Source organism: Nocardioides sp. LHD-245 (assembly GCF_030929495.1).
Taxonomy (GTDB): domain Bacteria; phylum Actinomycetota; class Actinomycetes; order Propionibacteriales; family Nocardioidaceae; genus Nocardioides.
This window is the reverse complement of record NZ_JAVFWN010000015.1, coordinates 77,001-100,614: the sequence shown is the minus strand read 5'-3', so window position 1 is coordinate 100,614 and position 23,614 is coordinate 77,001. Positions and strand designations below refer to the sequence as shown.

General features: G+C 73.0%; 20 protein-coding genes. 8 read left to right on the top strand and 12 right to left on the bottom strand.

Going from position 1 to position 23,614, the window contains the following annotated elements; translation table 11 throughout:
- Positions 1-45 precede the first annotated feature (45 nt).
- On the top strand, positions 46-1,014 hold the full coding sequence (locus tag RB608_RS21455) for a formylglycine-generating enzyme family protein (RefSeq protein WP_392391032.1): 969 nt from the start codon (positions 46-48) through the stop codon (positions 1,012-1,014).
- Between the two features lie 77 nt (positions 1,015-1,091).
- Complete coding sequence (locus tag RB608_RS21450; protein WP_308090096.1) at positions 1,092-3,431, top strand: arylsulfatase; 2,340 nt, start codon at positions 1,092-1,094, stop codon at positions 3,429-3,431.
- Here the strand turns inward: RB608_RS21450 and RB608_RS21445 are convergent.
- Positions 3,421-3,831, bottom strand: a complete 411-nt coding sequence (locus RB608_RS21445; protein WP_308090095.1) for a PIN domain nuclease — start codon at positions 3,829-3,831, stop codon at positions 3,421-3,423. The two genes, RB608_RS21450 and RB608_RS21445, sit on opposite strands and share 11 nt — an antisense overlap.
- On the bottom strand, positions 3,828-4,055 hold the full coding sequence (locus RB608_RS21440) for a ribbon-helix-helix protein, CopG family (protein WP_308090094.1): 228 nt from the start codon (positions 4,053-4,055) through the stop codon (positions 3,828-3,830). The genes RB608_RS21445 and RB608_RS21440 overlap by 4 nt, the downstream gene beginning before the upstream one ends.
- A 112-nt stretch (positions 4,056-4,167) precedes the next feature.
- Between RB608_RS21440 and RB608_RS21435 the strand changes: the two genes are divergently transcribed.
- On the top strand, positions 4,168-4,809 hold the full coding sequence (locus tag RB608_RS21435; protein WP_308090093.1) for a LysE family translocator: 642 nt from the start codon (positions 4,168-4,170) through the stop codon (positions 4,807-4,809).
- Between the two features lie 18 nt (positions 4,810-4,827).
- Here the strand turns inward: RB608_RS21435 and RB608_RS21430 are convergent, their stop codons facing one another.
- From RB608_RS21430 to RB608_RS21410, 5 genes are all read right to left on the bottom strand, one after another.
- On the bottom strand, positions 4,828-6,789 hold the full coding sequence (locus tag RB608_RS21430) for an AarF/UbiB family protein (RefSeq protein WP_308090092.1): 1,962 nt from the start codon (positions 6,787-6,789) through the stop codon (positions 4,828-4,830).
- Positions 6,790-6,874: 85 nt separating this feature from the next.
- Positions 6,875-7,426, bottom strand: coding sequence for a TetR/AcrR family transcriptional regulator (locus RB608_RS21425; RefSeq protein ID WP_308090091.1), 552 nt, complete (start codon positions 7,424-7,426; stop codon positions 6,875-6,877).
- On the bottom strand, positions 7,423-8,625 hold the full coding sequence (locus RB608_RS21420; protein WP_308090090.1) for a cytochrome P450: 1,203 nt from the start codon (positions 8,623-8,625) through the stop codon (positions 7,423-7,425). Before RB608_RS21420 ends, RB608_RS21425 begins: the two co-directional genes overlap by 4 nt.
- Before the next feature lie 136 nt (positions 8,626-8,761).
- On the bottom strand, positions 8,762-9,295 hold the full coding sequence (locus RB608_RS21415; protein ID WP_308090089.1) for a DNA starvation/stationary phase protection protein: 534 nt from the start codon (positions 9,293-9,295) through the stop codon (positions 8,762-8,764).
- 266 nt (positions 9,296-9,561) lie between these two features.
- Positions 9,562-10,506: a CAP domain-containing protein gene (locus RB608_RS21410; protein WP_308090088.1), complete on the bottom strand. Its 945-nt coding sequence runs from the start codon at positions 10,504-10,506 to the stop codon at positions 9,562-9,564.
- A gap of 150 nt (positions 10,507-10,656) precedes the next feature.
- On the opposite strand from RB608_RS21410, the gene RB608_RS21405 reads away from it, so the two are divergent.
- Positions 10,657-11,628: an ATP-binding cassette domain-containing protein gene (locus tag RB608_RS21405; protein WP_308090087.1), complete on the top strand. Its 972-nt coding sequence runs from the start codon at positions 10,657-10,659 to the stop codon at positions 11,626-11,628.
- 5 nt (positions 11,629-11,633) lie between these two features.
- Complete coding sequence (locus RB608_RS21400) at positions 11,634-12,425, top strand: ABC transporter permease (RefSeq protein WP_257423006.1); 792 nt, start codon at positions 11,634-11,636, stop codon at positions 12,423-12,425.
- Positions 12,426-12,501: 76 nt separating this feature from the next.
- Here the strand turns inward: RB608_RS21400 and RB608_RS21395 are convergent, their stop codons facing one another.
- Together RB608_RS21395 and RB608_RS21390 are read right to left on the bottom strand one after the other, a co-directional pair.
- A complete protein-coding gene (locus RB608_RS21395; RefSeq protein WP_308090086.1) occupies positions 12,502-13,905 on the bottom strand; it encodes an FAD-dependent oxidoreductase in 1,404 nt (467 codons plus the stop codon).
- Positions 13,906-14,102: 197 nt separating this feature from the next.
- Complete coding sequence (locus tag RB608_RS21390) at positions 14,103-15,449, bottom strand: cytochrome P450 (protein WP_308090085.1); 1,347 nt, start codon at positions 15,447-15,449, stop codon at positions 14,103-14,105.
- Positions 15,450-15,546: 97 nt separating this feature from the next.
- Here RB608_RS21390 and RB608_RS21385 point away from each other — a divergent pair, with 97 nt between their 5' ends.
- Positions 15,547-16,290: an HAD-IA family hydrolase gene (locus tag RB608_RS21385; protein WP_308090084.1), complete on the top strand. Its 744-nt coding sequence runs from the start codon at positions 15,547-15,549 to the stop codon at positions 16,288-16,290.
- A gap of 128 nt (positions 16,291-16,418) precedes the next feature.
- The gene (locus RB608_RS21380; protein WP_308090083.1) at positions 16,419-18,935 is read left to right on the top strand and encodes a glycosyl hydrolase family 65 protein; all 2,517 of its coding nucleotides are present in this window, start codon (positions 16,419-16,421) and stop codon (positions 18,933-18,935) included.
- A 91-nt stretch (positions 18,936-19,026) separates the two neighbouring features.
- On the opposite strand, the gene RB608_RS21375 is transcribed toward RB608_RS21380, so the two are convergent.
- The 3 genes from RB608_RS21375 to RB608_RS21365 form a co-directional block, all read right to left on the bottom strand.
- Entirely contained in the window at positions 19,027-19,710 is a 684-nt protein-coding gene (locus RB608_RS21375) for a response regulator transcription factor (protein ID WP_308090082.1), read from the bottom strand.
- A gap of 46 nt (positions 19,711-19,756) precedes the next feature.
- Positions 19,757-21,025: a HAMP domain-containing sensor histidine kinase gene (locus RB608_RS21370; protein WP_308090081.1), complete on the bottom strand. Its 1,269-nt coding sequence runs from the start codon at positions 21,023-21,025 to the stop codon at positions 19,757-19,759.
- Positions 21,026-21,103: 78 nt separating this feature from the next.
- Positions 21,104-22,048, bottom strand: coding sequence for a hypothetical protein (locus tag RB608_RS21365; RefSeq protein WP_308090080.1), 945 nt, complete (start codon positions 22,046-22,048; stop codon positions 21,104-21,106).
- Between the two features lie 444 nt (positions 22,049-22,492).
- On the opposite strand from RB608_RS21365, the gene RB608_RS21360 reads away from it, so the two are divergent.
- Entirely contained in the window at positions 22,493-23,602 is a 1,110-nt protein-coding gene (locus RB608_RS21360) for a hypothetical protein (RefSeq protein ID WP_308090079.1), read from the top strand.
- Positions 23,603-23,614: the final 12 nt, after the last annotated feature.

Here is a 23,614-nt window from a genome sequence, read left to right as displayed (position 1 = left end):
TCGGTGGGTGGCGGGGGCGGGGGCGGGGGCGAGGGCCGCGGTTTCATCACGTTAAGTAGGCGAAGTGCCGCTTCTGTAGCGGGGCTCCACCACACAAGTGACCCTTCGCCTACATCACGTGATGAAGCGCCGCCCCACCGCGACACCCGCGGCCAACGCCCCATCCCCGGCGGCACCTTCGCCATGGGCGATCCCTTCGGGGACGGGGATCCGGGCGACGGCGAGGGACCGGTGCACGAGGTCACCCTGGCGCCGTACCTCGCCGACGAGACGGCGGTGACGAACGCCGCCTTCGCGCGCTTCGTCAAGACGTCCGGGTACGTCACCGAGGCCGAGCGGCTCGGCGTCTCCGCGGTCTTCCACCTCGCGGTCGAGGCGGCGCGCGGCGACGTGCTGCACCACCTCGACACGACGCCGTGGTGGGTCGCGGTCAAGGGCGCGGACTGGCGGCACCCCGCGGGACCGCGCTCCTCGATCGGCGACCTGCCGCACCACCCCGTGGTGCACGTGACCTGGCACGACGCCCAGGCCTACTGCCGGTGGGCGGGCAAGCGGCTGCTGACCGAGGCCGAGTGGGAGTACGCCGCCCGCGGCGGTCTCGCCGGGCGCCGGTTCCCGTGGGGGGACGAGCTGCACGACGGCGGCGCCTGGCGCCTGAACGTCTGGCAGGGCGACTTCCCCGCACGCAACACGCTGGACGACGGCCACCTCACCACGGCACCCGTGAAGTCCTATCGCCCCAACGGGTACGGGCTGTACCAGAGTGTCGGCAACGTCTGGGAGTGGTGCGCCGACCGGTTCGACCCGGCGTACTACGCGACCTTCCCCACCGACCGTCCGGCCACCGACCCGCGCGGACCCGACCACGGCACCCACCGCGTGCTGCGTGGCGGCTCGTACCTGTGCCACGACTCCTACTGCAACCGCTACCGCGTCGCCGCCCGCAGCGGCAACACGCCCGACTCCGCCTCGGCCAATGTCGGCTTCCGATGCGGCAACTCCCTCGCCTCCTGATCTCCCTGACTCCCTGATCTCCCTCACGCCCCGACTCCCTGACGCCCTCACGCCCCACGCCCTGAACGGAAGACCCGATGACCGACCGCACCCACCTGCCCTTCCACCGCGACCGGGCACCCTTCGACGCCGAGCTGGACGCCCGCGACCAGGTCGCGCCGCTGCCGCTGCGCGAGCGCCTGCGCGCCCCCGAGGGCGCACCGAACGTGCTGGTCGTCCTGCTCGACGACATGGGCTTCGGCGCGCCCTCGGTCTTCGGCGGCCCGTGCCGCACGCCGGTCGCCGAGGAGCTCGCCGAGGACGGCCTGCGCTACACCCGCTTCCACACGACGGCCCTCTGCTCCCCCACCCGCGCGGCGCTGATGACCGGCCGCAATCACCACGCGGTCGGGGTCGGCACGGTCATGGAGATCTCGACCGGCGCCCCCGGGTACGACGGCCAACGACCCCGCAGCGCGGGCACCCTCGCGCAGATCCTGCGCGGCAACGGCTACAGCACCGGTGCCTTCGGCAAGTGGCACCAGACCCCGCCGTGGGAGCAGACCGCGGCCGGTCCCTTCGACCGCTGGCCCACGGGCGAGGGGTTCGACAGCTTCTACGGCTTCCTCGGCGGCGAGGCCAGCCAGTTCGAGCCGACCCTCGTCGACGGCACCACGTTCGTCGACCCGCCCCGCACGGCGGCCGAGGGCTACCACCTGTCGGAGGACCTCGCCGACCGGGCGATCGCGTGGACCGGCGACGTGCGCCGGCACGCGCCGGACAAGCCGTGGCTCTGCTATCTCGCGTTCGGCGCCACCCACGCGCCCTTCCAGGTGCCGGAGTCGTGGCGGGACCGCTACCGCGGGGAGTTCGCGCACGGCTGGGACCGCCAGCGCGAGCTGACCCTGGAGCGGCAGAGGCAGCTGGGCGTCGTACCCGAGGACGCGGAGCTGGCGCCCTGGACGCCAGGCGTCCCCCACTGGGACGAGATCTCCGAGCCGGAGCGCGAGACCGGACAGCGGCTGATGGAGCTGTACGCCGCCTTCGCGGAGCACACCGACGCCCAGGTGGGGCGGGTGATCGCGGCGCTGCGCGCGCGGGGCGAGCTCGACAACACGATCGTGCTCTACATCCTCGGCGACAACGGCGCCTCCGCCGAGGGCGGCGACGCGGGCACCCTCAACGAGGGCCTGCACTTCAACGGCATCGAGGAGGACCCGGAGCGGATCGCGCGGTTCATCGCGGAGCGGCCGGGCGAGCTCGGCGGGCCGGACACCTACGCGCACTATCCCGCGGGCTGGGCGGTCGCCATGGACACGCCGTACCAGTGGACCAAGCAGGTCGCCTCCCACTACGGCGGCACCCGCAACGGGCTGGTCGTGCACTGGCCCGCCGGGATCCGGGCTCGCGGCGAGGTGCGACACCAGTGGCACCACGTCAACGACGTGCTGCCGACGCTGCTCGACGTCGCCGGCGTACCGGTGCCGGAGACCATCGACGGGGTCGAGCAGGCCCCCCTCGACGGGGTCTCGTTCGCCTACTCCTTCGACCAGCCACGGGCCGCGGAGCGCCACACCACGCAGTACTTCGAGATGTTCGGCAACCGTGGGATCTACCACGAGGGCTGGACCGCGGTCGCGGCCCACAAGGCCCCGTGGCACCCGCGGTTCGCGGAGACGCCGCGCTTCGAGGACGACCGCTGGGAGCTGTACGACACCACGACCGACTGGACCCAGGCCCGTGACCTGGCCGCGGCCGAGCCGGAGCGGCTGGCCGCCCTGCAGGAGCTCTTCCTCGCGGAGGCCCGGCGCAACCAGGTGCTGCCGATGGACGACAAGCTGGTGTTCGCGCGCTCCGCCGGGAGCCGGCCCGCTCCCCCGGCCTCGATCGTGCTCGGGCCGACGTCGGGACGGCTCCGCGACGACGCCGTACCGATCGTCCGCAACGCCTCCCACCTGGCCCGGGCGGTCTTCTCGGGCGGTCCGAGCACACGCGGCGTGATCGTCGCGCAGGGCGGCTACTTCGGCGGCTGGTCGCTCTACGTCAAGGACGGCGTGCTCACCTGGACCTACAGCTACGCGGCCCTCGACTGGACCCATCTGCGCTCGACCGTGGCGCTCACCGAGGGCGAGCACGTCGCCGAGCTCCGGTTCGGGTACGACGGCGGCGGGCTCGGCAAGGGCGCCGACCTCACCCTCGTGCTGGACGGGGCGGAGGTCGGCCACGGCCGCCTGGAGCGCTCCCTGCCCGGCATGTTCTCGATGGACCAGACCCTGGACGTCGGGATCGACCGCGGCACGCCGGTCACCGACGACTACGGCACCCGCGACGGCTACCGCTTCACCGGCCGGATCGAGCGGGTCGAGATCGTCACCGGCGACGACGCGCTGGCGCCGTCGATCGAGCAACAGGTGGAGACGGCGCTGGTCAGCCAGTGATGTCGAGGCGCTCGACCTGCTGACCCGTCACCTCGGCGATCAGCTCGAAGTCCTTGTCGACGTGGAGGACGACGAGCCCCGAGATCTCCGCGGCCGCGGCGATCAGCAGGTCGGGCACCGACGGCGCCCGGTGCTGGCCGCGCTTGGCCAGAATGCCCTGCACCTCGAGTGCTCGTCGCTCCATCGTCGGCGTGAGGTACTCGACCGGGAACCACGAGATGGGCGGCCGGCCGATCACTGCCTCCCAGTCCTCGGCGGTTCGCGCCGAGAAGCCGGTCTCGAGCAGCGTGGGAGAGGTGACCCGGACCAGCCCTCGTCGACACCGTTCGAGCCACTCCTCGGCATCGACGGCCCGGGCCAGGCGGACCAGCGCGGACTTGTCGACCAGCCAGTGCGTCACGACCAGGCGTCCCGCATGACCTCGTCGTCGGCGAGATCACCGGCGAGGTCGGCGACCCGGGCGAACACCTCGACCGTCGCCTCGTCCGCCTCCCCGCCGCGGGCCGCCTCCTGGATGACCATCCGACGGAGGTAGTCGACACGCGAGAGACCGAGACGGCGTGCCTTCTCGTCGATCCGGCGCAGGTCGTCGTCGGACACGTTCCGAATGAGCACGTCGGTCATGTGACACCTCCTGATATCAGACGATATCAGGACACCATCACTCGCCGGCGTCCCGCAGTGGCACCACGAAATCGTCGATGCCTTCCGCGCCTGCCAGGACTACGATCACCAGATGCCCGAGCCGCACGTCCTCCTCGCCTTCGCGCTGACCTCGCTGATCCTGATCGCGATCCCCGGGCCCAGCGTGCTCTTCGTGATCGGCCAGTCGCTGTCCGTCGGTCGCCGCGGCGGCCTGTGGAGCGTGCTCGGCAACGAGCTGGGCTCCCTGGTCCCGATCGCCGCGGTGGCCTTCGGTGTCGGCTCGGTGGTGGCCCGGTCGATCGCCCTGTTCACCGTGATCAAGGTGCTCGGCGCCGCGTACCTCGCCTATCTCGGCGTCCAGGCGATCCGGCACCGCCGCAGTGGACTGGACGACCCCGTCGACACCGGGGCGCGGCGGGTGTCGTCGCGGACCGTGCTGCGGCAGGGCGTCATCGTCGGCGCGACCAACCCGAAGACGATCGTGTTCTTCGTCGCGGCGCTGCCGCAGTTCGTCGACTTCCGCGCGGGCCACGTGCCCCTGCAGATGATGGTCCTCGGGCTGGTGTTCACGCTCATCGCGTTCGTCTGCGACGGCGCGTGGGCGGTGGCCGCCGGGTCGGCCCGTGAGTGGTTCGCGCGCTCGCCCCGGCGCCTCTCGGCGATCCGGGCGACCGGCGGGTCGATGATGATCGGGCTCGGCGGCACCCTGCTGCTGGCCGAGAGCAAGACCTGACCCCGGCACCGCGAGCCGCTACTCGCGGCGTTGGAACAGCCGCACCACCACGCGCAGCGCGAGCGTCACGCCGCAGAACCCGAGCGCGAGCCCGAGCAGGCCGAAGAGCGAGAGCTGGTCGGTGAGCTGCGGTCCGCCGTCGATCCGGCCCAGGACGACGGCCAGGATGCAGGCGGTGATGCCGAAGGCCGCCGCGAGGCCGTTGTTGACCTGATCGCGCAGCCACGCCCGGTCCTCGGGGTCGCCGAACGCTCGCGTGCGGACGGTGAAGGTGCCGTCGCCGAGAGCGCTGGTGAGGTGCTCGACCCGCTCGGGCAGCCGGCGGGCGATGGCCGCCAGGACACCGGCCTGGCTGGCCGCCTGAGCAGCCACCCGCTTCGGCTCGGCGAGCCGCCGGAGCAGGGACGGCAGCTGGGCGCGGGCCGACTGGAGCAGGCTGCTGCCGGGGTCGAGCAGGGTGACGGCGGCGTCGACCGAGGTCAGCGTGCGGAAGGCGGCGGCGACGTCGCCCGGCACGCCGATGCCGTGGCGCCGGAGCACCGCGAAGATCCGGGCGAAGGTGTCGCCGCCGATGCTGGTCCGCAGCTGGAGCGCGGCGATCTCACGGCCCAGGTCGCGACGCAGCAGCGGGACGTCGAGCTGGTCGGGTACGTCGAACGCCAGGGTCAGCGCGTCGACCGCGGACACCGCGTCGTCGCTGAGGATCGCGAACAGCAGCAGGGCCAGCAGCTGCCGGGTCTCGCTGTCGAGGATCCCGACGGCGCCGAAGTCGAGCAGGCCGAGCCGCCCGTCGTCGAGCACCAGGATGTTGCCGGGGTGCAGGTCGGCGTGGAAGACACCCGCCACGAAGACCGTGTCGAGCAGCGCGCCGATGAGGGTGTCGGCGAGCTCGACGCGCCGGGCCGGGTCGAGCCGGGCGACCGCGTCCGCCCCGGCGGACAGGGGTACGCCGTGGAGCCGGTCCATCACCAGCACCCGGCGCGTGCTCAGCGCGGTGTCCACCGCCGGCACCACGATGTCGGTCCGCTCCCGCAGCGCGGCCGCGCCGGAGGCGGTGTTGCCGGCCTCGATCCGGTAGTCCAGCTCCTCGCGCAGCGACTGGGCCAGGCCCGTCGCCAGCCGGGACACGGCCATGTCCCGCGCCCAGGGCCAGCGCTGCTCGGCCGTGCGGGCCAGCCGGACCAGGATGTCGGTGTCGACCTCGACCTGGCGGCGCGCCTTGCTGCGCTGCACCTTCACCACGACGTCGCGGCCGTCGTGGGTGGTCGCGGTGTGGACCTGCGCCACCGAGGCCGCGGCGAGGGGGACGGTGTCGAACGTGGCGAAGAGGGCATCGGGCCGCCCGCCGAGGTCGGCCTCGATGGTGGCCGCGACGGCGTCGTACGGCTCCGGGTCGGCGTCGGACTGCAGGGTCGCGAGCGCGCGGGTGGTCTCCGCGGGGAGCAAGTCGTCGCGGGTCGCGAGGATCTGGCCGAGCTTGACGAAGGTGACGCCCGACCTGTTGAACACCGAGGCGAGCGCGGGACCGAAGGAGGCCGAGCCCGGGCCGCCGCGCAGCACGGCGCCGAGCCCGGAGCCCGTGGCGGCGCGGCCGATCTGGAGATAGCGCCGGGTCCGGCGCAACCAGGCGCGGAACCGGCCCACGGCCTCGCGGGGGCCCGGGACGCTGCCCGAGGGGAGGAGCGCCTCGAGCAGCATGACGACCGCCAGGGCGGCCGCGAAGACCCACAGGCAGCTGACGAGGAGGAAGGCGGCAGCCGTCCCCTCGGACGTCGTCAGCTCGCCGCTCTCGGTGCCGACGCCGGCGGCGACGGCCAGCTTGCCCGTGACCGGGATGCCGACGAGCAGTGCGGTCCAGCCGACGAGCAGCGTGCGCAGCCAGCCGACGCGGGCGCCGAGGATCCGGCGGATCACTGCGGCGAGGCCGGCGGCCAGGACGAGGCTCGTGACGACCGTGTAGACCCAGACCACCGCTCCCACGGGCTCCACCGTAGGGGACGAGGACCCGGTCACCCGGTCGATCGGGCCGCGATCAGGGCTTGTTCAGGGACCGGTCAGGGGACGGTCAGGGGACGGTCAGGGCGATCACGGGGGCGACGAAGCGCTCGACCAGCCGGCGCTCCTCGGCGGCGTCGCCGCCGGGGACGGTCAGCAGCGAGACGATCACGCGGACCAGCCAGCGGGCGGCGTCCGGGTCGTCGGTCATGGTGAGTCCGAGGGCCTCGATCACCTCGGAGCCCTGCGCGAGGTCGGCCGTGCGGCCCGCGTCGGTCTCCCGGAACCAGGCGGCGAGCGGCGGCGCCGCGCGGACGTGACGCAGCGCCGAGAGCACGGCCTCGGTGACCAGATCGCCCGTCGCGTCGGGGAGATCGGCGAGATCGGCGACGACCAGGGCACCGACCCGGATCGCCTCGCGCTGCACGAACGCCAGCTGCAGCGCCGGTCGGTCGGGGAAGTAGCGGTAGAGCGTGGCTCGCGAGCAGCCGGCCCCGGCGGCGATCTCGCCCATCGCGACCCCGTCCACGCCCTGCTCGGCGAAGAGCGCGCCGGCCGCGTCGAGGATCCGCTCGACGGCGGGTGCCCGGCGGTCGACCCAGGGCGTCGCGGACCGGTTCACGCCACGACCAGCGGGACCGAGAGCGGACGGCGGACGTAGGGCCCCGGCGCCCAGGTGACGGCGTCCTCGTCGACGGCGAAGTCGGGGATCCGTGCCAGCAGCTCCTCCAGCGCGACGGTGATCTGCAGCCGCGCGGCGGCCGCACCCAGACAGTGGTGGTGGCCCTGGCTGAAGCTGAGGATCTGGCTCGGCCGACGGCGCACGTCGAGCGCGTCGGCGTCGGGGCCGTACTTGCGCGGGTCGCGGTTGCCGGCGCCGTAGAGCAGGAGGACCTTGCGACCCGCGGGGATCGTCGTGCCATGCAGCTCGACGTCGCGGGTGGTGGTGCGCGCGAGGCCCTGGACCGGCGAGGTGAGCCGGAGGAACTCCTCGACGGCATCGGGCACCAGGCCCGGGTCGCCCGCGAGCAGCGCCCGCTGGTCGGGACGCGCGGCGAGGAGCTGGACCGCGCCGCCGAGCGCGCCGGTCGAGGTGTCGTTGCCGCCGGCCACCATGGTGAAGACGAACGCGAGGATCTCGAGCAGCTCGACGTCCGCCCGGACCAGCTGGGAGACGGTGTCCTCGCCGGGCTCGTGGCGCCGACGCTCGACGAGCTCGGAGAAGTAGCCCATCAGCTCCAGCGTCGCGTCCGCCGCGCCCGCCGCCGCGGCCTCGCCCTCACCGGCCACGTTGGCCGCGACGATCGCGCCGCTCCAGTCGTCGAAGCGCGGCTGGTCGGCGGCCGGGACGCCGAGGTAGTGACCGACGACCAGGCTGGGCAGCGGCTTGAACAGCTCGGCCACCACGTCGCCGCCGCCGGCGGCGCGGAGCGCGTCGAGCCGCTCGGCGGCGTACGCCCGAACCACCGGCTCCAGCTCGCGCACCTGGCGGGGCGTGAACCCGCGGGCCACCAGCTTGCGGAAGGTGGTGTGGACGGGCGGGTCGGTCATCACGAACGGCGGGTTGTCGACGAGACCGATCCGCTCCAGCTCGTCGTACTCGACGGTGAGGCCGTGCGCACTGGAGTAGGTCGCGACGTCGACCGCGGCGGCCAGCACGTCGGCATGCCGGGACAGCACGTAGTGGTCGCGGTCGGCCCGCCTGTCGGGCACCACGTGGTGGACCGGGTCGTGGTCGCGCAGCCAGGCGTACGACGCCCACGGGTCGCGCCAGGCGGCCCCGCCGCCAGGCTGGTAACCCTGGAACAGTTCGGTCGACATGCCCCAAGAATGAGACATATCGACCGATCTGTCTAGCGTCCGGGCTGGCGTGATGACGGCGCAACTACCGAATGCGCTGTCCGCGAGCCCCGATCGCGACGAATCGGGTAGTTGCGCGGCGCACCAGGACCGCGCCTCAGGCGAGGATCGCCTCCGGCACCGAGGCGCCCGGCGTACGGCGCTCGGCGCCGGTCAGCCAGGCGAGCTGCTCGAGGCGCTCGATGATCGTGTGGAGCAGGTCCGCGGTGGTGGGGTCGGCTGCGTCGACGTCGTCGTGGACCCGGCGGGCAGTGCCGGTGACGGCGTAGATCGAGGCGACGATCGCGTCGATGGCGGCCCCGGTCTCCACCTCGCCGCCGGGGAAGGCGGGCAGGCTGGACTGGGCGGCGGTGCGGGCGGAGGTGCCGTCCGGGACGACGTAGACCGCGCGCATCCGCTCGGCCACGTCGTCGGTGAACGTGCGGGCGGCGTCGACGATCTCGTCGAGCTGGAGGTGGAGGTCGCGGAAGTTGGGCCCCACGATGTTCCAGTGCGCCTGCTTGCCCTGGAGGGCCAGGTCGTTGAGGTCGACGAGGACCTGCTGGAGGTGGCCGGCGAACGTCGCGTCGGCGCGGAAGGCGGGGTGCGAGACGTGCTGGGCCGTGCGGTGGCGGGTCGCGGTGGTCGCCATGGATGATGCTCCCTTTCGCTGGACTGTCGGTGACCACCAGCCTGCCACGCTTTCTGGAACGATTCCAGAGAAGGAAGCCTTGCCTACCTGAGGCGGACCTGACTAGTGGTCATCTCCGTTGATACGTCGGGGGTATTCGTGCTCACGGTGGGTGCTTCGCAAGGCGGCGGCGCGATGGCATACCGGGTCGTCTTCCGAGCGTCGCCAACGTAGCGAGGTGCGTGCTGTGGGTGCGTAGACCCCTGATGAATCAACGGAGATGACCACTAGCGGACCCGTACGTCGACGCTGCGCTGCGACGCCCGCGTCCGCTTGTTGCCGAGGTAGACGACCGTGTAGGTCCGCGCGCCCTTCGGCTGCTTGCGCAGCGTCACCGTGACCGTCCCCCGGCGCGAGAGCCGCACCTTCTCGAGGATCCGGCCGTCGACGGCGATCACCACCTTCCCCCGTGCGGCCCGCTTCCCCGCCCGGGCCCTGATCGTGAAGGTCGCCCGCCGCTTCCCACCGACCGCCGTGACCTTGACCCGGGACGCCGTGCCCGTCGTACTCCCGCCGTACGACGGGTCGGCCGCGCCCCCGGCCTGCGGCGGCGTGGCCGACGGACCCCCGGACGTGCAGGCGGCCCGCGCGGCCGTGTCGGCCGACGGTACGCCGACTCCGGCCTGCCGTCCCAGGACGAGCGTCCACACCGGGCTGATGCCGGCGCCCTGGTGGACGATCGGGTCGGTGGTGACGTACAGGCCGAGGTCCAGCGGCTCCGGCGAGCGCAGGTTCACGCAGTGCCCGACGCTGCGCAGCCAGCCCTGGACGACGTCGTGCGGCGTCGGCTGGCCCGCGGCCAGGTTCTCCCCGACGAACGCGTAGGCGTAGCCGGCGGCCGTGGCCCGGTCCCAGGGCTGCGGCAGGGCACCCGGCCCCGACTCGACGTGGTCGATCACCTGGGTGGTCGCCATCCACGCGCCGTGCAGCCGGGCCGCCTCGTCGAGCGACGGCGACGCGCTCAGCGCCGGCAGGCCCCAGGTCGCCCGGTCGGCGTTGACCAGGCAGGTGACTGCCGCGCGGACCCCGGCGAGATCGGCGCCCGGACCGAACGGGACCGCGCTGTTCGCGCAGGTCGCCGCGCGCGCCGGCGCGGCGGCGGCGGGGACGAACGGGACGGCGACGGCCAGGAGCGCGGCGAGACCGGCCCCCAGGAAGCTCGTTCGGGACACGGGGACCACCCTCGGGATCGACGGTTCTGCTCGGCTCGGCCCCCCAGCCGTCGGTCCAACGGCGCAGCCGGCGATGAGTTCCGGTGTCGGTGGCGGTCCCTAGTGTGCGAAGCGGGAAGACGATCGACACGAGGAGACGCAGGGGCTGCGATGAGCGAACCGATGATTCGCGCGACCGGACTGGTCAAGCGCTACAAGGAGGTCGAGGCCCTCGCCGGGCTCGACCTGGCCGTGCCGGAGGGCAAGGTGCTGGCCCTGCTCGGGCCCAACGGCGCCGGGAAGACCACGGCGGTGCGCTGCCTGACCACGCTGTTGAAGCCCGACGCCGGCACGGCCACCGTCGCCGGCATCGACGTGCTGGCCGACCCGGCGGCGGCCAAGTCGAAGATCGGCCTGTCGGGGCAGTACGCCGCGGTCGACGAGCACCTCACGGCGTACGAGAACCTGGTCATGATCGGCCGGCTCTACCACCTCGGCCGGGCCCGCGCCCGAGCCCGGGCACAGGAGCTGCTCGAGCGCTTCGACCTGACCGAGTTCGCGAGCCGACCGACCAAGACCTACTCCGGCGGCCAGCGCCGGCGCCTCGACCTGGCCGGCGCGCTGGTCGCCGCGCCGCCCGTCATCGTGCTCGACGAGCCGACGACCGGACTCGACCCGCGCAGCCGTCAACTGATGTGGGACGTCATCCGCGAGCTGGTGGGCGAGGGCGCGACGCTGCTGCTGACCACGCAGTACCTCGAGGAGGCCGACGTCCTGGCCGACGACATCGTCGTCATCGACCACGGCCGCGAGATCGCCCACGGCACCGCCGACGAGCTCAAGGCGCAGACCGGTGGCCAGCGGATCGAGGTGGTGCTCACCAGCACCGTCGACGCCGAGACGGCGAGCCGGATCCTCAACGAGGTCGCGGTGGGCGAGGTGAAGGTCAACGGCGGCGGCCGCGAGCTCGCCGCCGCGGTCGGCGAGGACGCCGCGGGTGACCTGCTGCGCGTGCTCCAGGGCTTCGAGCGCGACGCGGTGAAGGTCCTCGACGTCGGCCTGCGCCGCCCGACCCTCGACGACGTCTTCCTCAGCCTGACCGGACACGACAGCACCGACGAGAGCGCGGAGGCGCAGCAGTGAGCACCATGGCCCAGGCCCTCAACGACGGCTGGGTGGTCGCCCAGCGCAACCTGATCAAGATCATCCGGGTGCCGGAGATCCTGGTGTTCGTCCTGGTCAGCCCGATCATGTTCGTGTTGCTCTTCGCCTACGTCTTCGGCGGCGCGATCGAGACGCCCGGGGTCAACTACCGCGAGTGGCTGATCGCCGGCATCTTCGGCCAGACCATCGTGTTCGGCGCGACCTTCACCGGCGCCGGCCTCGCCGAGGACATGCAGAAGGGCATCATCGACCGGTTCCGGTCGCTGCCGATGTCCAACTCCGCGGTGCTCGTCGGCCGGACCGCCTCCGACGTGGTCTACAACGTGCTCTCGCTCATCATCATGGCGCTGACCGGCCTGATCGTCGGCTGGCGGATCAACGAGGGCGCCCTCAAGGCACTGGCCGGGTTCGCGCTGCTGCTGGTGTTCGGCTACGCCATCAGCTGGGTGATGGCGTGGGTCGGCCTGATGGTCCCCAGCGTCGAGGTGATCAACAACGCGTCGTTCATCGTGATCATGCCGCTGACCTTCATCTCCAACGCGTTCGTGCCCACCGAGTCGTTCAACAAGGTGCTCAAGCCGTTCGTCGAGTGGAATCCGGTCTCGGCGGTCACCCAGGCCAGCCGCGACCTGTTCGGCAACACCGGAGTGGGGCCTGGCTCGGACGCCTGGTCGATGCAGAACCCGGTCGCCTACACGCTGATCTGGGTGGTGCTGATCATCGCGGTGTTCGCGCCGCTGTCCGTGCGTCAGTACCGCCTCACGACCAGCAAGTAGTCCCCGTCGTACCGGACGAAACCGTCGTGGATCGGCCGATCTCGGGACGGTTTTGTCCGGTACGACGGCGCGGCGGTCAGAGCCGGTCGGCCAGCCGCCGGGCCGCGATCTGCAGGGCGTCCCACACCGTCGCGAACGGCGGGGCGTAGGCCAGGTCCATGCCGGCCAGGTCGTCGACGTCGAGGCCGCCCCACAGCGCGGCGGCCGCGGCGTCGATCCGCTTCGCCGAGCCCGGCCCGCCGACGATCTGCACGCCGAGGAGACGGCGGGTCGCCCGGTCGGCGATCACCTTCGTGTGGATCGGCTCGGCCTCGGGCATGTAGCCGCTGGCCGTCGTACCGCTGGTGACGAGGGCGACGACGTCGTACCCGGCGTCCGCGGCCGTGACGCTGGAGAGGCCCGTGCGGGCGATCTCCAGATGCACACCGCCCGCGACGAAGCGGGTGATGGCGGTCCCGAGAGCCCCACCGAAGCACCGGTCGCCGCCGAGCAGGTTGTCGCCGACCACCCGGCCCAGCTTGTTGGCGTGGGTGCCCAGGGGCAGGAAGGTACGGCGTCCGGTGAGCCGGTGCGTGACCTCGCAGCAGTCGCCGGCGGCCCAGATCCCCGGCGCGACGCGACCACCGGGATCGGGCAGGTAGCCCCCGTCGTCGCCCAGTGACAGCCCCGCCGCGGCGCCGAGCGACGTCGCGGGCTCGACCCCGATCGCGAGGACGACGACGTCGGCCGCGAGCCGCTCCCCGGTGTCGGTGACGACGCCGCTCACCCGCACACCACTCGGCCCGGCTGTCGTCTCCAGCCGGTCGATCGTCCGGCCGGTGCGCAGCGCGACGCCGCCCGCGACCATGCCGTCCTCGATCTCGGCGCCCAGGTCGGCGTCCAGGCTGCTCATCACCCGGCTCCGGGTGACCAGGGTCGTGGACAGGCCGCGCCGGATCAGGGCCTCGGCCATCTCGAGGCCGATGTAGCCGCCCCCGACGACGACCGCCCGGGTCGGGCGGTCGGCCGCGCCGACCTCCGCGGCGCCGGTCAGGAGCTCGGTCCAGACCGCGCCGTCGTCGAGGTTCTTGACGGGGTGGACGCCCTCCACCAGGCCGCCGTCGGCCGCCCGGGCCCAGTCGGGCACGATCGGCGCGGCGCCGGTGGCGAGCACCAGCTCGTCGTACTCCAGCTCGTCGGTGCCGGCGGGCCCCTCGACCCGTACCCGGCGCCGCTCGCTGTCGAGTGCCACCGCCCGCGAACCGAGCCGCAGGTCGATGCCGGCCGCGCGATGCTCCTGCGCGGACCGGGCGACCAGGTCCTCGCCCTGCGGCACGTCCCCCGCGATCCAGTACGGGATCCCGCACGCCGAGTACGACGTGTGGCCGGTCGCCTCGACGACCGTGACCCCGATCTCGCGACCCGCCCTCGCCGCCGCCCGCAGCGCCGTGTGGGCGGCGCTCATCCCGGCGGCGTCCGCGCCGACCACCACGATCCTCACCCCGGCGACCCTACGTCCCGCCGACCCGGCGCATCTGAATGCCCCACAGCCGCCGACCCGGCCCGGATTGAGTCCTCAGGTCCGCCCACCCGGCGCAGATTGAACTCATCGCATTCAATCTGCGCCGGGTCGACGGGCAGTCCAGTTCAATCTGCGCCGGGTCGACGGGCAGTCCAGTTCAATCTGCGCCGGGTCGGTCACGCGGGGACCCGGTCGGCGCCGGTGTAGACCGGGAGCGACTCGACGCCGTAGACGGCCGACAGCTTGCGGAACTCCAGCTCGGAGATGTCGCTGGCCATGGCCAGGTCGGGGAAGCGCTCGGCGAGCAGCCGCAGCGCGGTCCGCAGCTCCATCCGGGCCAGCTCGGCGCCGACGCACCGGTGCATGCCCCAGCCGAAGGCGAGGTGCCGGGTGGGCTCACGCCCCGGGTCGAACTCGTCGAGGCCGGCCGCCAGGAGCGGGTCGCGGTTGGCGGCGAGGAGCGAGACCCCGACGGCGTCACCCTCCTTGATCAGGATGCCGCCGATCTCGACGTCCTGCTTGGCGAAGCGGAGGAAGGCGAGCTGGACGACGCACAGGTGGCGCAGCAGCTCCTCCACGACCCGGTTGACCTGCTCGGCGTCCTCGGAGCGCAGCATCTCGCCGGCCTTCGGCGTGGTGGCGATCAAGTAGGCACCCAGCGCCAGCATCGACGCGGAGGTCTCGTAGCCCCCGAGGAAGACGCCGTCGGCGATGCCGCCGAGCGTGACGTCGTCGAGCTCGTCGCCGTGCTCCTTCAGCAGCGCGCCGATCAGGCCGTCGCCGGGGTTCGCACGCTGCTCGCGCACGGCGTTGATGAGGAACTCGCGGGTGTGGGCGGCGGCGCCGAAGGCGCCCGCGCCACCCTCGGTGAGGTCGAAGCGCGCGACGCCGAGCTCGAGGAACCGGGCCCGGTCGTCGACCGGCAGGCCGAGCAGGTCGCAGATCACGTCGAACGGTACGGCGAAGGCGAACTCCTCCACCATGTCGACCGGACGCCCACCCCGGCCGGCCGCCTCCATCGCGTCCAGGCGCTGTTTGACGATCGCCTCGATGCCGGGCTGGAGACGGGCGAGCCGCCGCATCGTGAACTCGGGCGTGAGATAGCGCCGCAGCGTGGTGTGCAGCGGCGGGTCGGTCATGCCGAGACCGCCGATCTGCTCCTCGTCGGAGCGGCCCTCCTGGGACACGAACTGGCCGAGGTCGTTGGACCACACGTCCGCGCCGCCGGCGAGCACGTCGCGCGCCGCGTCGTACCCGCTGACCAGCCAGACGCCCTTGCCGAACAGGTCGGCGAGCTTCTTCACCGGCTCCTCGGCCTGCACCTTCGCGAGCTCGGGCACCGGGTCGAGTCCCCGGCGGCGCAGCGGGAGCGTGAAGGCGTCGGGCAGGAAGCGCAGCTTGCGCAGGTCGATCCCGTTGCGCATGGTCCGGTTGAGCAGCCAGATGCCGATCCGCTGCTTCGCCGGACCGAGCACGGGGTCCAGGACAGGCCGGAGCAGCGAGTCGAAGAGAGGGATGCGCATGGGTGCATTTCATCAGACGAGACGCCTTGGCGAATCCGGTGTGACCCGGATCGCGTCCCTGACCCAACCCTGAGGTCCGCGCCGTTAGCCTGGGGAGGTGCCTCCGACACAAGTGGACTGGAAGGCCTGGGACGCGGTGCTGTTCGACCTCGACGGGGTGGTCACGCCGACGGCCGAGGTGCACATGCACGCCTGGGAGACGATGTTCACGGCCTTCCTGACGGCGCGCGCCGCGGCCGACCACGTCGCATATCCGCCGTACACCGAGCAGGACTACTTCACCTACGTCGACGGGAAGCCGCGCTACGACGGCGTCCGGTCGTTCGTCGGGTCCCGTGGGATCACGCTGCCGGAGGGTACGCCGGACGACCCGCCGAGCGCGGAGACCGTGTGCGGCCTGGGCAACCGCAAGAACGAGGCGTTCAACCAGATCCTCGCCGTCGAAGGCGTCACGCCCTATCCGGGCTCGGTCCGGCTCCTCGACGAGCTGCACCGCCGCGGCGTGCCGATGGCGGTGGTGTCGTCGTCGCGCAACGCTCCGGCGGTGCTGGTGGCGGCCGGCCTGAGCGACCGCTTCGCCTTCGTGATGCACGGCGGGCTGGCCGCCGAGCTCGGCCTGCCCGGCAAGCCGGCACCCGACACCTTCTCCCACGCGGCGCAGGTGCTCGGAGCCACCGACGCCCGGTCGGTCGTCCTCGAGGACGCCATCAACGGGGTCGCCGCCGGTCACGCGGGCGGCTTCGGACTGGTCATCGGCGTCGACCGCGGCGCGGGCGCGGACGCGCTGCGCGCGGCGGGAGCCGACGTCGTCGTACCTGATCTCGCCGACCTGCTGCCCTGACCGCCTCCCCGACCACGACCGGAGCCCGACCGGAGCCCGACCGGAGCCCGGCCCGAGCACCCGGCCTGAGCACCCGGCCTGAGCACCCGCCCGAGCACCCGCCTGAGCCCGCCCGACAAGGAGAGCCGATGAACGCACCCGAGGGCCCGTCCCACAAGGCACCGCCGGTCGAGGACCCGCTCGACCGGACCCGGTTCCCCGTCGACGAGTGGCGGCTGGTCGAGACCCGCTTCGACGCGTCCGACCTCGGCAAGACCGAGTCGCTGTTCACCGTCGGCAACGGCTACCTCGGGCTGCGCGGCAACTACTCCGAGAGCCGCGACGCCCATCTCGACGGCACCTTCATCAACGGCTTCCACGAGACCTGGCCGATCTCCCACGCCGAGGAGGCGTACGGCTTCGCCCGGATCGGGCAGACGATCGTCAACGTGCCGGACCCGAAGGTGATCCGGCTCTACGTCGACGACGAGCCGTTGCAGGTGTCGGTCGCCGACCTGCTGGAGTACGAGCGGGCCCTGGACTTCCGGACCGGCGTGCTCAGCCGCGACCTGCTCTGGCGCACCCCCGGCGGCAAGCGGGTGCGGGTCCGGAGCACCCGGATGGTGCCCTTGGAGCAGCGTCACCTGGCGGTGCTCACCTTCGAGGTGACCCTCCTCGACCAGCGCGCGTCGCTGGCGATCTCCTCGCAGCTGGTCAACCGGCAGGACGAGCAGCGCGAGGCCAGCCCCCTGGACCAGAGCGGCGGCGGCACGGCCGATCCGCGCCGGGCCGAGGACTTCGACCGCAGGGTGCTGGAGCCGCGCATCCACGAGGCGGACCGTGCGACCGGCCGGCTCAAGCTCGGCTACCGCACGGCGCAGAGCGGGATGACGCTGGGCGTGGTGGCCGACCACGTGCTGGAGTCGGCGGCGCCGTACTCGACGGACGTCCACGCGGAGGACGACCTCGCCAAGGTGATCTACCGGATCGCCGCCGAGCCCGGCGTACCGGTGCGGCTCACCAAGCTGGTCTCCTTCCACACCGCCGACACGGTGCCGCCGCGGGAGCTGATCGACCGCTGCGAGCGGACCCTGGCCCGCACCCACGAGGAGGGCGTCGAGCACCAGTACGCCGGGCAGCGGGCCTGGCTGGACGCCTTCTGGGCACGCGCGGACGTCGAGGTCGCCGGCCAGCCCGCGCTGCAGCAGGCGATCCGGTGGAACCTCTTCTCCGTCCTGCAGGCCTCGGCGCGGGCCGAGGGCCAGGGCATCGCGGCCAAGGGCGTCAGCGGGTCCGGGTACGGCGGCCACTACTTCTGGGACACCGAGATCTACGTGATGCCGTTCCTGACGTACACGATGCCGTGGGCGGCACGCAACGCCCTGCGGTTCCGCTACAACCTGCTCGACAGCGCCCGGGCGCGGGCCCGCGAACTGTCCCAGAAGGGCGCCCTCTTCCCGTGGCGCACGATCAGCGGACAGGAGGCCTCGGCCTACTACGCGGCCGGGACCGCGCAGTACCACATCGACGCGGACATCGCGTACGCCCTGAGCCAGTACGTCGGCGCCACCGGCGACGACGAGTTCCTCGCCCGCGAGGCGGTCGACATCTTCGTCGAGACCGCGCGGATGTGGGCCGACCTCGGGTTCTGGCGCGACGAGACCCGCCGCACCTTCCACATCCACGGGGTCACCGGGCCCGACGAGTACACGACCGTCGTCAACGACAACCTGTACACGAACGTGCTCGCGCGGTTCAACCTGCGCCGCGCCGCCCGCGCCGTCTGGGAGCTGCAGCGCGACAGCCCGCCGGCGTACCAGGCCCTGGTCCGGCGTACCGGACTCACGTCGGACGAGCCCGACGAGTGGGCCGCGTGCGCCGACGGCATGTACGTCCCCTTCGACTCCTTCCTCGGCATCCACCCGCAGGACCGGCACTTCCTCGAGCGGGAGATGTGGGACCTGGAGAACACCCCGCTCGACAACCGGCCGCTGCTGCTGCACTACCACCCGCTGGTGATCTACCGCTTCCAGGTGCTCAAGCAGGCCGACGTCGTGCTCGCGCTCTACCTCCACGGCGAGGACTTCACGCCGGCGCAGAAGCAGGCGGACTTCGAGTACTACGACCCGATCACCACCGGCGACTCCACCCTGTCCGCCGTCGTCCAGTCGATCGTCGCGGCGGAGGTCGGCTACCACGAGCTCGCCCTGCGGTACTTCCACGCAGCCCTCTTCGTCGACCTCGCCGACCGCCACAACAACACCGCCGACGGCGTCCACGTCGCCTCCACCGGCGGCGTCTGGAGCGCGCTGGTCGGCGGCTTCGGCGGGTTCCGCGATCGCGGCTCCGGCGTCGGCGACCAGCAGTGGCAGCTCGACCCGCGGCTGCCCGACGAGTGGTCGTCGCTGGTCTACCGGGTGACCCTGCACGGCACCCGGGTCCGGGTCACCGTCCGCCCCGCCGAGCTGGAGCTGTACGTCGAGCACGGCGCCGGGCCCGTCACGTTCTCGGTCCGCGGCGAGCTGGTCAAGGTCGCGCCGGGCGCACCGGTCGTCGTGCCGCTCGAGCACCAGGGTCCGCGACTGGACGGCGAGCCGCCGTACCCGGCCGGGATCCAGCGGGCCGACGGCACGGTCATCTCCGCGATCGTGCCGAGCGGGTACTGATCTGCATGAATCCCCGGTCAGCCGGGGATTCATGCACTTGTTGGGGTTTGCAACCCCCACTATGTGCATGAGTCCCCGGTCAGCCGGGGATTCATGCAGACGGCGGCTGCCAGTCCGCCCGGTTGGCCAGGCCCACGGCCGCGATCTGCGAGGACACCGCGAGCTTGGCCAGGATCGACTTGACCTGGGTCCGGACAGTGGCCTCGGAGACGACGAAGCGAGTGGCGATCTCGCGGACCGTCTCGCCCCGCATCAGCCGGCCGAGCACCTCGCCCTCCCGCGGGGTGAGCCGCTCCAACCGCTCGCGGGCGTCGGCGCGCTCGCGGCTCTGCTGGCGCGCCAGCGCGATCAACGCGGCTCGCTCGTCGGCGGCGAGCACCGGCAGCCCCTGGTCGATGCGGCGGATCGTCGCGAGGATCTCGTTCAGCGAGCCGGACTTGGGCAGCACTCGCCGGGCGCCCAGGGCGAGGCACTCGCCCCAGCGCGCCCGGTCCGTGGCGGCGGTGACGACCACCACCTGGGCACCGGACTCGACGAGGGGCGCGATCAGCAGCCGACCGTCGCCCAGCGCGCCGAGGTCGAGGTCGAGCAGTACGACGCCCGGCCGCAGCCGCAGGACCCGGCTGAGCAGCGCCTCGGCGGAGGTGAAGGAGTTGGGCGAGACGCTGGACGCGTCGTGGCCCTCCAGGTCGAGCGCGAGCTCCAGCGACTCGGCGAAGAGCACGTGGTCCTCCACGAGGACGATCCGCGCCCCACCGCGCGCCGCCCTGGTCATCGACGCCCGCCGGGCGGAACGGAGCAGGTTCCCACGCCTCCGATTATCAACCGGCCTCCCGGCCCGCGGCCCCGGAATCAGCGGATAGGTCGCGAGCGGGCAGCTTGACGGTGAAGGTGGAGCCCTCGCCGAGCGTGGACGCGACGCGCACCGAGCCGTCGTGCAGGGCGACGATCCGCTCGACGATGGCCAGCCCGAGGCCGACACCCGGCCGTCGTCGTACCGCTCCGTCGCGGGAGCGGAAGAACTCCTCGAAGACATGGTCGCTGTCGGCCGCGGCGATGCCGATGCCGGTGTCGGCCACCTCGAGGACGACGACCGGTGGGCCGGACGGATCGTCGGGCCCGGTCGGTCCGGCGACCCGGACGTGCACCTCACCCCCGGGATCGGTGTACTTGACGGCGTTGGAGAGCAGGTTGGTCACCATCCGGTCGAGGTCCTCCGGATCGCCCCGGACGACCAGGTCGCCGCTCACCTCCAGGGTCACGGTCACCTCCCGGAGGCGGGCGGCCGCCTCGTGGAAGGCGATCACGTCGCGGACGATCGGGCCCAGATCGGTGGGAGCGACCCGCAGCGCCACCCCCGGACGGCCGAGCTTCGCCAGGGCGGACATGTCGTCGACGACCGAGGTGATCCGGTTCGCGCCCCCGTCGACGGCGTCCAGCGCGGACCGTGTCGCCGGATCGATACCGGTACGACGGCGCAGCACCTCGACCGTGTTGCCGATGGCCGCGGCCGTGCCCCGCAGCTCGTGGGACAGCACGTCGATGATCGAGCGGCGGTACTCCGCGACCGCGTGCTCGCGCTCGACCCGCACCTCCAGGTCGCCGCGCTCCAGGGCGGTGACCAGCGCCCGTTCCGCCAGCCGGACGTACATCTGCAGCGTCTCGCGCTGCGCGGCGTCGGGCCGCCGGCCGCTGCGCGGCAGGTCGACGGACAGCAGGCCGCGCAGCAGGCCGTCGTCGTCGCGGAGCAGCCCGCACAGCAGGTCGTCGGGGTGCCACGCGTCGGGGACGTCGAGCGCGACCAGGTCGGGCACCCAGTCGTGACCGTCGAGGTGGCCGCCGGACCGCCCGGCCGGCAGGAACCGCAGATCGCCCCAGGCCTCGGCCGGCTCCAGCTCGCGCTCGACCAGCTCCACCGGCGCCCGCAGGTCGACGAGACGAGCGATCGCCTCGTCGTCGCCCACGACCGCGACCGTGTGGAGCAGGCCGTCGCCGACCAGGCTCACCGCGGCGAGGTCGAAGCCCGCGAACTCCCGCACGCCCTCGGCGATCAGCTGGAGGGTGCGCGACAGGGCGGTGTCCACCCCCATGGCGTACCCCCGTCCCGACGGCCGCAACCATCGTGGCAGCGGTACGCCGGCCGGGGAGCCGGAACAGCGGATCCGGGGTCAGGCGATCGAGAGCGTGGGTGCCAGCCAGTCGGCCGCCCACGACACCGGAGCGTGCCGGGTCCCGACCTCCTCGATCTCCCGGGCGGCGAGCTCCAGCAGGAGCAGCCGGGCCACGCAGTCCCGGTCCTCGGCGCCGATCGGCCAGTCCGCCAGCAGCCGTGGCGCCTCCCGCACCAGCGCAGCCCCGGCGCCGCTGGAGCGGCCGTCGCGGCGCAGCTGCGCGAGCCGGAAGTGCAGGCTGTCGAAGCCGAGCGGCCGGTTCACCCCGAACCGCTCCCAGCCCCACGCGAGCACCCGGCTGCCGCCCACGGCGCTGGAGGCGGTCGTGGCCGGCGACCAGTTGCCGTGCCAGGCGCCGCGGGCCAGGGCGTCCAGGTCGTGCCGCTCGGCGAGCAGCTCGAAGGTCGCCGTCAGGCGCTCGGTGAGCGACGACCGCTCCAGTCCCTCGAGGACGGTGCGGAGCTGGGTCGCGTACGAGCGGTCGAGGTCGGCGGTCGTGACCATCCGGGCCACCGCCCGCTCCGCCGTGCGCAGGGCCTCCGGGGTCGGCGGCCGGGTCGGGTACGCCGGCGGGCCCGCCTCCTGCACCAGGAGCGGCCACCCGTGCCGGGTGGTGAGCGCGATCAACCGGGGCGCGACGAGCGGTGAGCCCTGCTCGGCCGCCTCCGCGACCTGGGCGAGGACCGCCGCCTCGTCGAGGAGGCGCCGCGCGGTGACCGGGTCGAGCGCCCACCGCGCGCTCGCAACAGCGGCTCCGCTGCCGTCGTACGCGCGGAAGATCGGGCCGCCCGCCAGCGGCACGGCGGTGCCGACGACCCGCACCGGCCGGCCGAGCGCATCGCCGATCAGCGTCGTGAGCTCGTCCGTGACGCCGCGGGCCTCCTCGGCGGTGAGCGCGGGACCGAACTCGGGCGCGCCGTGCCCGTAGGTGGCTGTTGTCATCGGCGTGACCTTCCTGGATGCTGCCAAGGCTGCTGTGCGCAGTACCGCCAGCGTCCTCGATCCGACGGCCTCTCCGGTGGGCGATGCGTCGTTCTCCCCATAATTCGGGACGCCGACGACGCCGATGGTGCGCCTTGAGCCCGCCAGAGGCGGCGCCCTCCCCAACCTGGGGGATAGCCGGCGCTCGACGGATCTCCGAGCCGCCGACCTGCCTAGGCTGGCATCGGCCTCGGATGACGCGACGCCCCGCCGGACGAACCAGCGGGGTCGGGGGGCCGTCGACGTGACCCATCTCGGTCACCGCCCGGCGGTGTCACGTCACCCGGGGCCACCCTCTGGTCGCCCACGGCGACCCGCGACGCGTTCTGCTCCCGGGTGCGGCGCCGTGCCCGCACCCCTGCGGGGGCGGCCCTCCCCATCCACGCCCCAGTGAGGAACCACGACATGAGACGACTGACGACCAGCCTCCTGACAGCGGCCGCGCTCCTGGCCGGCACGGTCATGCTGGCGAGCCCCGCCTCGGCGCACCACGCGGACGTCGACGGCACGGCAGCCTGCGGCGACCGACCGGGCACCTACGTCGTGACCTGGCGGGTGCGCAACTGGAACGCCGGATCGGCGGACAACCGGGCCACGGTGACCAGCTCCTCGCGGGACGTCGTACCGGTCGGCACCGGCTTCGCGGACGACGAGACCAAGAGCTTCACCGAGACCGTCACGACCTCCGACCCGCTGACCCTCACCGTCGCGATGCGGTGGCAGAACGGGTACGAGGCGAGCGGCTCCGGCCGCGTCCCCGGCTTCCCGGCCTGCGCGCCGACCGTCACCCCGGTGACGCCCGTCGCGCCGGGGGTCACGCCCGTCCGCGGCTGCGACACGACCGGCTCGCTCGTGCTCGCCGACACCGAAGGTGTCAGCTACGCCCTCACCGAGGGCGACGGGAGGAGCGGCCCGTGGACGGTCGTCGCCACGGCCGCGAGCGGATATGTGATCGCCCCGGGCGCGCCGGCCGTGTTCACCGGCGATCTCGGCGCGATCGAGCGCTGCGCGGTGCCGGCCGAGCCCACGGTGTCCGGTCCGACCTGCACCACCGCGGCGCACGTCGTGCTGCCCACCGTCGAGGGCGTCAGCTACACGACCGCGCCCGGCTCGGACGGCACCACCGTGGTGACCGCGACCGCGCTGCCCGGCTACGCGCTGGTCGGCACCACCCGGTGGACCTACGAGCTCGCGCCGGCGGCCCCGGCCACCTGTGCTCCCGGCCCGGAGCCCGGCGCTCCCGTCACCCCGACCACCCCGACCACCCCGACCACCCCGACCACGCCGGTCGCTCCGGGTACGCCGGCGACGCCGGTCGTCCACCAACCCGCCCCGGCCGCCGTCCACCAGCCCGCCGCACCCGTCGCACCGGCGTCCGCCGCCCTTCCCGCGACCGGACTGAACGCCGGCACCGGGTTGGCGGCCCTGTTCGGCGTCCTGCTGCTGGCCGGTGGGCTGACGCTCCTCCGCGGCGGTCAGCGCGGCGGTCACCGTCGCGATCACCGTCTCAACTAACGAGATCGGAGT

Excerpts from the sequence above, each read along its gene's own strand:
- RB608_RS21415 (WP_308090089.1), bottom strand. The coding sequence starts at position 9,295 with ATGGCGACCACCGCGACCCGCCACCGCACGGCCCAGCACGTCTCGCAC.
- RB608_RS21370 (WP_308090081.1), bottom strand. The coding sequence starts at position 21,025 with ATGGGGGTGGACACCGCCCTGTCGCGCACCCTCCAGCTGATCGCCGAG.
- RB608_RS21420 (WP_308090090.1), bottom strand. The coding sequence starts at position 8,625 with ATGTCGACCGAACTGTTCCAGGGTTACCAGCCTGGCGGCGGGGCCGCC.
- RB608_RS21435 (WP_308090093.1), top strand. The coding sequence starts at position 4,168 with ATGCCCGAGCCGCACGTCCTCCTCGCCTTCGCGCTGACCTCGCTGATC.
- RB608_RS21390 (WP_308090085.1), bottom strand. The coding sequence starts at position 15,449 with ATGCGCATCCCTCTCTTCGACTCGCTGCTCCGGCCTGTCCTGGACCCC.
- RB608_RS21405 (WP_308090087.1), top strand. The coding sequence starts at position 10,657 with ATGAGCGAACCGATGATTCGCGCGACCGGACTGGTCAAGCGCTACAAG.
- RB608_RS21450 (WP_308090096.1), top strand. The coding sequence starts at position 1,092 with ATGACCGACCGCACCCACCTGCCCTTCCACCGCGACCGGGCACCCTTC.
- RB608_RS21360 (WP_308090079.1), top strand. The coding sequence starts at position 22,493 with ATGAGACGACTGACGACCAGCCTCCTGACAGCGGCCGCGCTCCTGGCC.
- RB608_RS21440 (WP_308090094.1), bottom strand. The coding sequence starts at position 4,055 with ATGACCGACGTGCTCATTCGGAACGTGTCCGACGACGACCTGCGCCGG.
- RB608_RS21375 (WP_308090082.1), bottom strand. The coding sequence starts at position 19,710 with ATGACCAGGGCGGCGCGCGGTGGGGCGCGGATCGTCCTCGTGGAGGAC.
- RB608_RS21400 (WP_257423006.1), top strand. The coding sequence starts at position 11,634 with ATGGCCCAGGCCCTCAACGACGGCTGGGTGGTCGCCCAGCGCAACCTG.
- RB608_RS21365 (WP_308090080.1), bottom strand. The coding sequence starts at position 22,048 with ATGACAACAGCCACCTACGGGCACGGCGCGCCCGAGTTCGGTCCCGCG.
- RB608_RS21380 (WP_308090083.1), top strand. The coding sequence starts at position 16,419 with ATGAACGCACCCGAGGGCCCGTCCCACAAGGCACCGCCGGTCGAGGAC.